Source organism: Prevotella sp. P4-98 (assembly GCF_002251405.1).
Taxonomy (GTDB): Bacteria; Bacteroidota; Bacteroidia; order Bacteroidales; family Bacteroidaceae; genus Prevotella.
The window spans coordinates 46996-58747 of record NZ_NPJC01000020.1 but is presented as its reverse complement, the minus strand read 5'-3'; the positions used below and the strand labels follow the sequence as shown (position 1 = coordinate 58747).

General features: G+C 47.2%; 14 protein-coding genes. 11 read left to right on the top strand and 3 right to left on the bottom strand.

The features are described 5' to 3' along the window. The 3 genes from CIK96_RS03475 to CIK96_RS03465 all read left to right on the top strand — a co-directional run bounded on the left by CIK96_RS03475 (position 1) and on the right by CIK96_RS03465 (position 2965). Complete coding sequence (locus CIK96_RS03475) at positions 1-924, top strand: rhamnogalacturonan acetylesterase (RefSeq protein ID WP_254046713.1); 924 nt, start codon at positions 1-3, stop codon at positions 922-924. An 88-nt stretch (positions 925-1012) separates the two neighbouring features. Beyond that, positions 1013-1570, top strand: coding sequence for an NADH peroxidase (locus CIK96_RS03470; protein WP_094390401.1), 558 nt, complete (start codon positions 1013-1015; stop codon positions 1568-1570). A 138-nt stretch (positions 1571-1708) separates the two neighbouring features. Further along, complete coding sequence (locus tag CIK96_RS03465; RefSeq protein WP_144007475.1) at positions 1709-2965, top strand: right-handed parallel beta-helix repeat-containing protein; 1257 nt, start codon at positions 1709-1711, stop codon at positions 2963-2965. Between the two features lie 35 nt (positions 2966-3000). Here CIK96_RS03465 and CIK96_RS03460 read toward each other — a convergent pair whose 3' ends face one another. After that, positions 3001-3474, bottom strand: coding sequence for a cytidine deaminase (locus CIK96_RS03460; RefSeq protein ID WP_094390403.1), 474 nt, complete (start codon positions 3472-3474; stop codon positions 3001-3003). 73 nt (positions 3475-3547) lie between these two features. Here CIK96_RS03460 and CIK96_RS03455 point away from each other — a divergent pair, with 73 nt between their 5' ends. Continuing rightward, a complete protein-coding gene (locus tag CIK96_RS03455) occupies positions 3548-4453 on the top strand; it encodes a glucosaminidase domain-containing protein (RefSeq protein ID WP_094390404.1) in 906 nt (301 codons plus the stop codon). A 15-nt stretch (positions 4454-4468) separates the two neighbouring features. Here CIK96_RS03455 and CIK96_RS03450 read toward each other — a convergent pair whose 3' ends face one another. Then, positions 4469-4906, bottom strand: coding sequence for a hypothetical protein (locus CIK96_RS03450; protein ID WP_094390405.1), 438 nt, complete (start codon positions 4904-4906; stop codon positions 4469-4471). Between the two features lie 150 nt (positions 4907-5056). Here CIK96_RS03450 and CIK96_RS03445 point away from each other — a divergent pair, with 150 nt between their 5' ends. Genes CIK96_RS03445 through rsxA form a run of 7 tightly spaced genes read left to right on the top strand, consistent with a single transcriptional unit; the run spans position 5057 to position 10670 of the window. Next, the gene (locus CIK96_RS03445) at positions 5057-5473 is read left to right on the top strand and encodes a SoxR reducing system RseC family protein (RefSeq protein ID WP_094439651.1); all 417 of its coding nucleotides are present in this window, start codon (positions 5057-5059) and stop codon (positions 5471-5473) included. Positions 5474-5497: 24 nt separating this feature from the next. Next, entirely contained in the window at positions 5498-6430 is a 933-nt protein-coding gene (locus CIK96_RS03440) for a Fe-S cluster domain-containing protein (RefSeq protein ID WP_094439649.1), read from the top strand. Further along, on the top strand, positions 6427-7794 hold the full coding sequence (rsxC, locus tag CIK96_RS03435; RefSeq protein WP_094439647.1) for an electron transport complex subunit RsxC: 1368 nt from the start codon (positions 6427-6429) through the stop codon (positions 7792-7794). The genes CIK96_RS03440 and rsxC overlap by 4 nt, the downstream gene beginning before the upstream one ends. Positions 7795-7835: 41 nt before the next feature. Continuing rightward, entirely contained in the window at positions 7836-8828 is a 993-nt protein-coding gene (locus CIK96_RS03430) for an RnfABCDGE type electron transport complex subunit D (RefSeq protein ID WP_094390409.1), read from the top strand. After that, positions 8825-9472: an RnfABCDGE type electron transport complex subunit G gene (locus CIK96_RS03425; RefSeq protein WP_094439645.1), complete on the top strand. Its 648-nt coding sequence runs from the start codon at positions 8825-8827 to the stop codon at positions 9470-9472. Before CIK96_RS03430 ends, CIK96_RS03425 begins: the two co-directional genes overlap by 4 nt. Before the next feature lie 6 nt (positions 9473-9478). After that, positions 9479-10063 carry an electron transport complex subunit RsxE gene (gene rsxE, locus CIK96_RS03420; protein WP_094390411.1) on the top strand — a complete coding sequence of 195 codons (585 nt, stop codon included), beginning with the start codon at positions 9479-9481 and terminating at the stop codon, positions 10061-10063. A 4-nt stretch (positions 10064-10067) separates the two neighbouring features. Then, positions 10068-10670: an electron transport complex subunit RsxA gene (gene rsxA / locus CIK96_RS03415; RefSeq protein WP_094390412.1), complete on the top strand. Its 603-nt coding sequence runs from the start codon at positions 10068-10070 to the stop codon at positions 10668-10670. Positions 10671-11379: 709 nt separating this feature from the next. On the opposite strand, the gene CIK96_RS03405 is transcribed toward rsxA, so the two are convergent. Continuing rightward, the gene (locus tag CIK96_RS03405; protein ID WP_094390414.1) at positions 11380-11748 is read right to left on the bottom strand and encodes a DMT family protein; all 369 of its coding nucleotides are present in this window, start codon (positions 11746-11748) and stop codon (positions 11380-11382) included. Between the last annotated feature and the right edge of the window lie 4 nt (positions 11749-11752).

Below are 11752 nucleotides of genomic sequence, written 5' to 3'. Positions count from 1 at the left end.
ATGATGAAAAAGATTGGACGTTGGTTTATGCTTGCCGTCATGTTTTGCGTGGTATGTGCCTTCCAAGCCGACCATGTGACCACCATATTTATCATAGGTGATTCAACGGCTGCACAGAAAGACCTTTCTACAGGGTCACCGGAAAGAGGGTGGGGAATGGCTCTGCAATGTTATTTTGATTCTACCTTTGTACGAGTTGATAACCATGCTGTCAACGGACGTTCTTCTAAGAGCTTTATCAACGAGAAACGCTGGGATAAAGTATTGTCGCTCCTCAAACCAGGAGACTACGTCATTATCCAATTTGGTCACAACGATGAGAAACCTAAGGCCGACCGTCATACAGACCCAGGCTCTACTTTCGATTACAACTTGGCAAAGTTTGTAAGAGAAACGCGTGAAAAAGGGGGAATCCCCATTCTGATGAATGCAGTAGTACGACGTAATTGGCTTCCTGCCGATCAGGCTCAGACTGCAAAACCTGTTGGACAGAAAATCGACGATGAGAATCTGCGCAATACGGTGGCAACAGGAAAGGTTACCTCCGCAGCGAAAGCTAAACGCAAGAAGAAGGAAACTGCCGTCGAACTCCCTCACGTACTTGTAGATACTCATGGTCTCTATATCGTTGCACCACGTGATGTTGCGCAGCGTATGAATGTCCATTTCGTAGATGCTAACCGCATTACCCACCTGCTTGAAGATTCGTTGGGTGAGGAAGGTTCTAAGAAACTGCACATGATTTACGCGCCAGGTGAACATCCAGCCATCCCTCAAGGTAGGCAGGACAACACCCATTACAATATCTATGGTGCCCACATGGTAGCCCAGCGACTGGCAGATGCACTCTGCAAAGAGATTCCCCTCTTGTCGCGTTACCGTACGTCTGGCGATGTATGTAATTTGGAAAAAACGAAACACTAAAAAATAAAATCCTGCATATTCTTGCGGGATTTAATTTTTATGTGTATCTTTGCCATTGAATCAAATAAAAAACTAAACGAATACTAATATGAAGAAAAAGTTTATTTGTGCCGTTTGTGGATATATCTACGAAGGCGACGCTGCCCCTGAAAAGTGCCCCATCTGTAAGGCTCCTGCATCTAAGTTTACCGAACTGAAAGACGATGCAGAAATGACTTATGCCACAGTTCATAAGATTGGAGATGGAAAACCCGAAGGTGTGAGCGAAGAGATGATTCAAGACCTGCGCAACCATTTCAATGGTGAGTGTGGAGAAGTGGGAATGTATCTTGCCATGTCTCGTCAGGCAGACCGTGAAGGCTATCCCGAAATTGCTGAGGCTTTCAAGCGTTATGCTTTCGAAGAGGCTGAGCATGCTGCTAAGTTTGCAGAGCTCCTTGGAGAGTGTGTTTGGGATACCAAGACCAATCTGGAGAAGCGTGCAGCTGCAGAGGCTGGAGCTTGTGAGGACAAGTTCCGTATTGCCAAGAATGCTAAGGTAGCTGGTTTTGACGCTATCCACGATACCGTACACGAAATGGCTAAAGATGAGGCTCGCCATGGTGCAGGCTTCGCAGGACTGCTGAAGAGATATTTTGGCAAATAAGATTTCCATCTGACTTGCCAAAAGTTCGGAAGATTCCATGGCAACAAATTATTTTTAGCTGTGGATAACAATAAACATAATGAATATCCGTTTTGTCTAATGATGAAACGGATATTTATTTTCTGTATAACCCTTGCTATGATGGTTGCTGCTTGCTCCGATGAAGAGAAGTATTCGACTACCAATACTGATGTGTTGACATTTTCCGTTGACACTCTGAAGATGGACACGGTGTTCAGTACTATTCCTTCATCTACCTATTCTTTTTGGGTCTATAACCGTTGTGACGCCTCTCTTCTTATAAATCGTGTCGCCCTTGAAAAGGGCACACAGGGATTTCGCGTCAATGTTGATGGCGAATATCTTGACGGGGAGCTAAATGGGGTAGAAGTCCGCAAGGGTGACTCCCTTTGTGTATTTGTAGAACTTACCGCACCCAAGTGTGGACAAACAGATGTGCAACCCATTGGCGACTGTCTGGTGTTCAACCTTTCCCATGGAAAGCAACAGAAGGTTCCTTTGCGGGCTCATCAGTGGGATGCTGACATTCACGACCAGTGGGATGTTAACGGAAATGTTACGCTGGATAGTCCGTGTCCTATCATTATACGGAAAGGATTGCATATTGCAACGGGAGCCAAGCTGACGCTTCGGTCTGCGCAACTTTTCTTTCATGATGGTGCTGGCATTGATGTGGAAGGCAGTCTTCAAGCTTCAGAATGCCTGTTTCGTGGTGACCGCCTCGATGCCATGTTTGATGATTTGCCCTACGACCGTGTTAGCGGACAATGGAAAGGTATTGTCTTGGCACCCAATGCCAAAGGTGAATGGACCGACTGTGTGATTCGCAATGCCACCGATGCGCTCCAGTTAGGTTCGAATGCGGAAGCCACACTCTTGCGCACATCTGTTCACAACAGCAGTGCATCAGGTATCTTTTCAGAAGGAGCACATCTCGCCTTGACTCATTGCCGGCTGACCAATGCTGGCGGATGCTGTTTAGAGGCAAAGGGTGGGAGTGTGACAGCTGACCATTGTACTTTTGCACAGTTCTATCCCTTCTCGGCTGATCGTGGTGAGGCCTTCCGAACCATCAAAGCTTCTGTAGCCTGCACCCATTCGCTGATGACAGGATACGATGATTTAGTATTTAGTGCAGAAGGTTCCGATCTTCATTTCTCCCATTGCATGATTCGTAGTGATCAACCTTTGATGGGCGATACCTTTACTGATATAGTATGGGAGGCGACGGATGACGAAAAAGGCGGAAAGTCACATTTCCGCCTTGTGGATGAAACTATTCAAAGTTATGATTTCTCGTTGTTGCCCACTTCGCCAGCCTATCAACTCGGCATTGGTGACATTCGTGAGAAAACAACAAGTTCAGAACCTTAATACCATTTTTCTCGTGTCGTGCGGCATCATGGTGTTTAGTATTCAGTAAATGATAACGGCATTAATGCTTTGATGCTGTCAAACACATAGATGTGTTTTTTACCATAAAGCAAAATTCTGACTGGGCGTTTGAAGCGAGTCTCTGTCTCGATGATGGCTTGCCGGCAAGTGCCACATGGACTGATTGGTTCTTCCAATAGTTCGTGGTTTTCTTTTCTTGCAGCAATGGCAAGTGTGGTGACGGCTTGATCGGGGAAGGCTGCCCCCGCAGCAAACAGCGCCGATCGTTCTGCACAGATGGTGACAGAGAAGGCGGCATTTTCTTGATTGCATCCTCTCACCGTCATGCCGTTCTCCAACCGTAGCGCAGCACCAACTGAGAAATGCGAATATGGTGAGTATGAATGCTCTGTCTGTTCTATCGCCATCTTGACGAGTTGCTGGTCCTCTTCAGGCAATTCGTCAATTTGAGCGAGTTGAATGTCAATATTCAAGGTTATCTTTTTCATAATGTATAGGATTTTGTTGCAAATATAATATTTTTTCTTTATTTTTGCAACAGAATTAGGAAAAATAACACACATGAGACGAATAAGCATTGGAGTGGCTCTCTTGTTGCTGTTGCCGTTTACGTCTGTGGCACAGATCAAGTGGAACACACGCTATCAGGAATATTTCGACCGCTACAAGGATCTCGCCATCGAACAGATGAAGAAACATCGCATTCCCGCCAGTATCACGCTGGCACAAGGAGTGTTGGAGTCGGGTGCAGGTTATAGTGAATTGGCTCGTAAGGGTAATAACCATTTTGGCATTAAGTGTCACGGTTGGACTGGTCGTACCACTTATCACGATGATGATGAGCGCAATGAATGTTTCCGTGCTTATGACAATGTTTATGACAGTTATGAGGACCATTCTGTCTTTTTGGTGAGTAGTCGCCGTTACAGTTCCTTGTTCCGACTCAACCTGAAAGACTACAAGGGTTGGGCCCATGGCTTAAAGTCGTGTGGCTATGCCACCAATCCGCGTTACGCCGCTCAGCTGATAGATATCATCCAGTTATACAAACTCTATCAGTACGACGAAGCACGCAAATACAACCGTTATAATGAGTATCAAACCCATCAGCCTACTTCATTGATGCATACTATTCATTCCTTTAATAAAAACTATTATGTTGTTGCTAAAAAAGGAGATACGTTTGCGTTGATTGGTAAGGAAGTTGGTGTTTCTGCGCGTAAGTTAGCATCTTTCAACGAACTTTATGTTGGTGCAGAATTAGAGGAAGGCACTTATGTGTGGTTGCAAAAGAAGCGTCGTAACGCACCGAAAGAATATAAAAACCGGGCGCACTATGTACGTCCGGGTGAGTCGATGTATTCCATTTCCCAGAAGTATGGAATCCGTCTGAAGTATCTCTATAAACTCAACCACCTTCCTGCCGATTACCAGTTGGAAGTGGGCGACCGCCTTTACCTGCGTTAGGCAGGTGGATGCGGCTTACGCCAGTAGTTGGTTGAGAAAGTCGTTTAGGTCTTTGTCCAGCCCTTCCATGAGTTCCTTGTCGATAATGACGGTGTCGTCATCTACCACGTAGAGTTCTGCAATATTCTCTCGTTCTTCGTCTTCCAGTACGAAAGAGTAGGGCTTGAGTATAGACATTTGGTTGACCATTTCTCGTTTGCTGGCAATGGTCTTGCGCAATGCTGCAGTCACCTCATCGTAGAAATTATCATCCTTGTTATCTATCCATTGTTCCACTACACAACGAGTGATTTCATTGTCGTCATCATCAAATGCCAACAGCTCGCCCGTCTCTTGATTGACGCGTAAGTGGATGTCTGTCAGTACGGTGGGTTCTTCAACTGGTGGAAATTTATCCGCCACTTTTCTGATTGCCCTTTCAATCTGTTGTAGGGTTTGCTCGTTTGCTTTCATAGTCATATTTATGTTATATGGTACAAAAGTAAGAAAAAGTACCGATAATTGCAAACGATTACGAAGAAAAATAAAAATATTTCTTCTGACGTGTTATATATTTCGCATTTTTATAGTATCTTTGCATTGTAAAGTCGAGATTGCAATTCAATGGAAAAAAGAATCCGTCACGAAGGTGTTGTGGAAAGTGTTGGTCCACACGCTGTAAAGGTGCGTATCATGCAGACTTCTGCGTGTGCAGCTTGTCAGGCAGCCTCTTTCTGCCATGCCTCTGAATCTAAGGAGAAAATGATAGAAGTGTTCACCTCTTCTGCTTCGTCCTTTGAAAAGGGTGATAGTGTAGTGGTGTGGGCCACTGCTGCTGTAGCATCGCGTGCGTTGTTATGGGCTTTTGCCATACCGTTTGTATTGATGGTGACTGTGCTGATTGTGTTGATGGAGACTGTTGGTCATGAGGGTATTGCAGCTGTAGCATCTTTGCTGTCGCTGTTGCCTTATTATGGTGTACTCTATCTGTTGCGCCATCGTATGCGCCGGCAGTTGACTTTCGGAATAGAAAAGCATTAAACTAAAACAAATATAAAAGCTATTATGAATTTTATGATGATTGCAGTGGCAGTATTGGGCGCTATCGGTTTGGTGGCGGCCTTGGTATTGTATGTCTGCTCGAAGAAATTCGCTGTCTATGAGGATCCTCGTATCTCGCAGGTTGCAGCATTGTTGCCCGGTGCTAACTGTGGTGGTTGCGGCTTTGCCGGATGTAGTGCCTTGGCCGATGCTCTGGTCAAAGGTGCTGATGCAGGAAGTCTCGACGGCATCAGCTGTCCCGTTGGTGGACAGGAAGTGATGGGCAAGGTGGCAGACCTTTTGGGAATGGCCATTGCCAATGGCGACCCTATGGTGGCAGTAGTTCGCTGTGGCGGTACTTGCGAGTTACGCCAGAAGGTTGTGTCCTATGACGGCCTTCGCAGTTGCGCGGCAATGAATGCCTGTGGAGCCGGTGAGACCGGTTGCGGCTTCGGCTGTCTCGGTTGTGGCGACTGTGTGTCTGCTTGCCAGTTTGACGCGATCCACATGAATCCCGAAACAGGTCTTCCAGAAGTGGATGAAGACCGCTGTACAGCTTGTGGAGCCTGTGCCAAGGCTTGTCCGCGCCACGTCATTGAGTTGCGCAAGAAAGGTGTCAAGGGCCGTCGCGTCTATGTGGAGTGTGTCAACAAAGACAAGGGTGCCGTTGCCATGAAGGCCTGTAAGGCTGCCTGCATAGGCTGTGGCAAGTGTGCCAAGGAGTGTCCGTTTGGCGCCATTACTGTAGAGAACAACGTATCGTATATTGATTATACCAAGTGTCGTCTGTGCCGCAAGTGCGTGGCAGTGTGTCCTACACACGCCATCAAGGCTGTTAATTTCCCTGCCCCCAAACCTAAGGCAGAGGTGCAGACTGAAGCTACTCTTTCGGCAGTGAAACCTGTCGCACAGCCAAAGGCCAGTACGACAACCAAACAAGAGGAGGAACAAGCATGAAAATCAGAACATTCAGTATAGGAGGAATACATCCAGAGGAAAACAAACTCAGCAACGATGCGACAACTCAGGTAGCAGCATTACCGGTTCAAGCTATTTTCCCACTCTCGCAACATATTGGTGCTCCTGCCAAACCTGTTGTTGCCAAAGGCGACAAGGTGAAGGTCGGCACGATGATTGCTGAAGCAGGCGGTTTCGTCTCAGCACCTATTTATTCATCGGTAAGCGGTACCGTGTTGAAAATTGACACTGCCGTAGATGCTACTGGTTACCGTAAACCTGCCATCATTATCAATGTAGATGGTGACGAGTGGGAGGAGAGTATCGACCGCTCTAACAAACTCGAAACCGTAGAGGAACATCCCGAACTCACCCCAGAAGAGATTGTCAATCGCATCAAGGTGGCTGGCGTCACTGGAATGGGTGGTGCAGGATTCCCTACCTTTATTAAGCTTTGTCCGCCTCCCACAGCCAAGGCTGAGTGTGTCATTATCAACGCAGTGGAGTGTGAACCATACATCACCGCAGACTATCGTCTTATGCTTGAGAAATCAGACGAGATTCTCGTTGGTCTCGAACTGCTCATGAAGGCTGCCAAGGTTACCCGTGGTTATATTGGTATTGAGACCAACAAGCCTCAGGCCATTGAACTCCTTGCTGATAAGTGTGCCAAGAAGTTTGGCGGTTCTGCCTATGAGGTAGAAGTAGTACCCTTGAAGCAGCGCTACCCACAGGGTGGTGAGAAACAGCTCGTTGATGCTGTTATCAACCGTCAGGTGCCCGCACCTCCTGCCATACCCGTCAATGTTGGCGCCATTGTGCAGAATGTAGGAACAGCCTTTGCTGTCTATGAGGCAGTGATGAAACACAAACCTCTGTTTGAACGCTACACAACCGTGACTGGTAAGAAGTTGCGTCAGCCAGGCAACTATCTGGTGCGTATGGGAACGCCTATGAAAGACCTCATTGCCGTGTGCGGTGGAATGCCAGAAGAAGATTCTAAGGTGCTCGCAGGCGGTCCTATGATGGGTAAAGCTCTGACCTCCACAGATGTTCCTGTGTGCAAGGGTACTAACTCGGTGACCATCCTCTCTGGTGAGGATGCTGTACGTAAAGAACCACAGCCCTGTATCCGATGCGCCAAGTGTGTGAGTGCTTGTCCGATGGGCCTCGAACCCTATCTGCTTGCCAAACTTTCTGCTGTGAGCAATTGGGAACGTTGCGAGTCCGAAGTCATTGTCAGCTGCATTGAATGTGGATCGTGCCAGTTTACCTGTCCCGCCCATCGTCCGCTGCTTGATAACATCCGCTTGGGTAAGCAGACCGTCATGGGAATCATCCGCAGCCGTCAGGCCAAGAAATAATCAAAAGACACATTATTTAAAATATAAATATCGAAAATACAATGGGAAAACTCATCGTTTCATTATCGCCCCATGCTCATGGAACTGATACCGTCGAGCGCAACATGTATGGCGTCATCATCGCCCTGTTGCCTGCTTTGGTGGCTTCGTTTTGGTTCTTCGGCATAGGATCGGTCATCGTGACTGCAACAAGTGTTGCAGCATGTGTACTCTTCGAGTGGGCCATAAACAAATACATGCTCCGTAATGAGCGCACCACCGTATGTGACGGTTCTGCCGTGCTCACCGGATTGCTCCTTGCCTTTAACCTTCCGTCCAACCTTCCGTTGTGGATCATCATTATCGGTGCCCTTTTCGCCATCGGTTTTGCCAAAATGCCATTCGGAGGACTGGGTAACAATCTGTTCAATCCTGCACTCGTAGGACGTGCAGCCCTGTTGGTAGCTTTCCCTGCGCAGATGACCACATGGCCTAAGGTAGGACAGACCTTTGCCTATCTCGATGCAGAGACCGGCGCCACACCGCTGTCTATCATGAAACAGGCTATCAAGAGTGGTGATGCTTCTGTGCTCGACCGTCTGCCAGACTCCTTGTCGCTCTTCCTCGGCAATCATCCTGACGGAGCAGGTGCCATGGGTGAAATCTGTGCCCTTGCCTTGCTGCTCGGACTGGCTTATATGCTGTGGAAGAAAATTATCACTTGGCACATTCCCGTGAGCATTATCGTCACGGTATTTGTTCTTGCCGGATTGATGCACGTGGTTAATCCTGTCTATGCCGATCCCGTTTCAGTAGTACTCAGTGGCGGTCTGATGCTTGGTGCCATCTTCATGGCTACCGACTATGTGACTTCGCCGATGACTCATCGCGGACAACTCATCTACGGTGTGGCAATCGGTGCACTAACCGTCATCATCCGTAACTGGGGCGCCTATCCTGAAGGTATGTCGTTTGCCATTCTTATCATGAATGCCTTCACACCCCTCATCAACAATTATGTTAAACCTAAACGTTTCGGGGAGGTAGCCAAATGAAGAAATTAGAATCATCATTGCTCAATATGACCCTCGTGCTCACAGCCGTTACGGTCATCATGGGAGGCATTCTCGCTGCTGTCAACGACATCACGAGTAAACCCATAGCACAACAGAAAGAGAAAGCCCTCGCTGACGGTATCAAGGCGGTCATGGGAATAGACAATTTTGTCGTTGCTGAAACCGATACCTTGTCTCAGACTGATAGCAAGGGAAAGGAACAGCTCTTTGTCATTTACACTATTGAAAACAACGGTCAACCCTATGGCGCTGCCATAGAGAGTACTACAGGTGGCTTCGGTGGCGACCTCAAGATACTGGTAGGCTTTGACGAGGCTGGCACTATCTTGGGCTATACACTCTTGGAACACGCTGAAACCCCAGGACTGGGCGCCAAGGCCGATAAGTGGTTCCAGAAGGGCGAAAAGGGTAACATCATTGGTAAGAACCCTATCACCCCGCTCACCGTATCGAAGGATGGTGGTGATGTGGATGCGATTACAGCTTCTACCATCACAAGTCGTGCCTTCCTCAAGGCTGTCAACAATGCCTATTCCGCTTATATGCAGAACAGTAAGAACATCCAGAATGGAGCCTCTGCCGATGCGCAGACCGGAGCCACTCAACAAACCAATGAAAAGTAATACGTTATGAGTTATCTGAGTATAATAAAAAATGGAATCGTGAAGGAAAACCCAACCTTCGTCTTGATGTTGGGTATGTGTCCTACACTCGCCACGACCACTTCCGCTATCAACGGTATGTCAATGGGACTGGCAACCATGGCGGTGCTCATCTGCACCAATTTTGTGATCAGTTGCATCAAGAAAGTCACCCCCGACATGGTGCGCATCCCTGTTTTCATTGTAGTGATTGCAGCGTTTGTTACCATTCTCCAAATGATTATCAAGGCCTATCTGCCTGAAATCGACGCCTCTCTCGGACTCTTCATTCCCTTGATTGTCGTCAACTGTATCATCCTCGGTAGAGCGGAAGCCTTTGCTGCAAAGAACTCGCCCGTAGCGTCGCTTTTTGATGGTATCGGCATCGGACTGGGCTTCACCATCGGTCTGACACTGCTTGGCGTTTGCCGTGAACTGTTAGGCTCTGGTTCCGTATTTGGTCTGCAACTCTTGCCCGAGACATACAATATCCTACTTTTCGTATTGCCTCCAGGAGCCTTCATCACTCTCGGTTTCCTTGTGGCTATTGTAAACAAACTAAAGAAGGCATAATGTTATGGAATATATATTGATATTTATCTCAGCCATTTTTGTGAACAACATCGTGTTGTCACAGTTTCTCGGCATCTGTCCGTTTCTTGGCGTTTCAAAGAAAGTAGATACCTCGCTCGGCATGTCTGCCGCAGTAGCCTTTGTGCTGACTCTCGCCACCATCGTTACTTGGCTTGTACAGCATTATGTGCTCGACGTCTTCGGTTTGGCTTATCTTCAGACCATAGCCTTCATCCTCGTCATTGCCGCTCTGGTGCAGATGGTGGAGATTATTCTCAAGAAGGTGTCGCCAGCGCTCTATCAGGCATTAGGTATTTTCCTGCCTCTTATCACCACCAACTGTGCAGTACTTGGTGTGGCAATCCTCGTCATTCAGAAAGACTTCTCCTTGCTCCAGTCGGTAGTCTATGCGTTCTCTACAGCCCTCGGTTTTGGCTTGGCATTGACCGTGTTTGCCGGAATGCGCGAGCAGATGGAACTCTCATCCATCCCCAAGGGTATGCGTGGCATGGCTATCGTCATGTTGTCAGCAGGTCTGTTGAGTCTTGCCTTCATGGGCTTCTCTGGAGTTGACGGTGGCTTGCGACTGTTGTTCGGTCTCGACTGATTTATCAGATTTTCATTATACTGGGAGGTGTGTCAAAGTCATTGTCACGCCTCCATTTTTTTCGCACCTTTTCATTCCTACATCGTTGGCCTTTCTCCTTTTCAGTTCCCATGTTCCTCCCATTTTGTCCCATCGTCGCCCGCCTGATTCTGGGATTTAATGCGGATTCACTGGTGACTTACTGAGGAGTTGCCCACGTCTGTGTGCGGACGGAATGTTCAGTGCGATGAGTGATTCTCTCTTGAATCGCAGTGCAAAGATAGTGCAAACCGAGTGGAATGTAAAAGAGAAACTCGTTTTTCTTTTCATTTCCGAGGTGCCGCCTATCTTGGACGCCAGTGCAAAGGTACAAAGAAAAGCAATAGGTTCACCCATTTGTCGCCAACTTGTGATAGAAATGTCCTACAGTATTACAGTTTTTGAAAAGCTAATTTTATTGTTCTAATTAGGCAAACCTTCCCAAAGATATTCATGGTTTTGTTCTTATAAAACTAAGGTAAGGGAATTCTACGAAATGTAATGTAATGAAAAGAGAAAGGTAAATATATTATACATGCAAAAGTATATTTGTGAGGCGTATGTGATTAAAAAAACGAAGGACGAAATCCATATCAATTTCATCCTTCGTTTCTCACCATGCCCCAAACTCTAACGAGTTTAACTTCGTTCCTTACGTTCGGAAGTTTCGGGTTTTAGTTTGGTTGTGTAATCATTTCATGAATACGAGATAGACTGCGGCTATGAGACAGAGGAAAGCCAGACAATGGTTCCAGTGGAGCTCTTGTCCTTGAAACATCACATTGGCAATCACAGCGAAGACAATCAGCGAGATACACTCTTGGATGACCTTCAACTGTACCAGCGAGAATGGCCCACCGTTACCCTCGAAACCAATGCGGTTGGCAGGTACCTGACAGCAATACTCGAAGAAGGCTATGACCCAAGAAAAAGCAATGACCCCGATGAGAGGCCAATTGCTACTTGTTCCAGTCTGCTGTAATCGCAGATGTCCATACCATGCGAAGGTCATGAAGATGTTGCTTAACAGCAACAGACATACGGTATATATTCCGTTCATTCGA

Excerpts from the sequence above, each read along its gene's own strand:
- CIK96_RS03465 (WP_144007475.1), top strand. The coding sequence starts at position 1,709 with ATGATGGTTGCTGCTTGCTCCGATGAAGAGAAGTATTCGACTACCAAT.
- CIK96_RS03440 (WP_094439649.1), top strand. The coding sequence starts at position 5,498 with ATGAATTTTATGATGATTGCAGTGGCAGTATTGGGCGCTATCGGTTTG.
- CIK96_RS03450 (WP_094390405.1), bottom strand. The coding sequence starts at position 4,906 with ATGAAAGCAAACGAGCAAACCCTACAACAGATTGAAAGGGCAATCAGA.
- rsxE (WP_094390411.1), top strand. The coding sequence starts at position 9,479 with ATGAGTTATCTGAGTATAATAAAAAATGGAATCGTGAAGGAAAACCCA.
- CIK96_RS03460 (WP_094390403.1), bottom strand. The coding sequence starts at position 3,474 with ATGAAAAAGATAACCTTGAATATTGACATTCAACTCGCTCAAATTGAC.
- CIK96_RS03470 (WP_094390401.1), top strand. The coding sequence starts at position 1,013 with ATGAAGAAAAAGTTTATTTGTGCCGTTTGTGGATATATCTACGAAGGC.
- CIK96_RS03425 (WP_094439645.1), top strand. The coding sequence starts at position 8,825 with ATGAAGAAATTAGAATCATCATTGCTCAATATGACCCTCGTGCTCACA.
- CIK96_RS03430 (WP_094390409.1), top strand. The coding sequence starts at position 7,836 with ATGGGAAAACTCATCGTTTCATTATCGCCCCATGCTCATGGAACTGAT.
- rsxA (WP_094390412.1), top strand. The coding sequence starts at position 10,068 with ATGGAATATATATTGATATTTATCTCAGCCATTTTTGTGAACAACATC.
- rsxC (WP_094439647.1), top strand. The coding sequence starts at position 6,427 with ATGAAAATCAGAACATTCAGTATAGGAGGAATACATCCAGAGGAAAAC.
- CIK96_RS03475 (WP_254046713.1), top strand. The coding sequence starts at position 1 with ATGATGAAAAAGATTGGACGTTGGTTTATGCTTGCCGTCATGTTTTGC.
- CIK96_RS03405 (WP_094390414.1), bottom strand. The coding sequence starts at position 11,748 with ATGAACGGAATATATACCGTATGTCTGTTGCTGTTAAGCAACATCTTC.
- CIK96_RS03455 (WP_094390404.1), top strand. The coding sequence starts at position 3,548 with ATGAGACGAATAAGCATTGGAGTGGCTCTCTTGTTGCTGTTGCCGTTT.
- CIK96_RS03445 (WP_094439651.1), top strand. The coding sequence starts at position 5,057 with ATGGAAAAAAGAATCCGTCACGAAGGTGTTGTGGAAAGTGTTGGTCCA.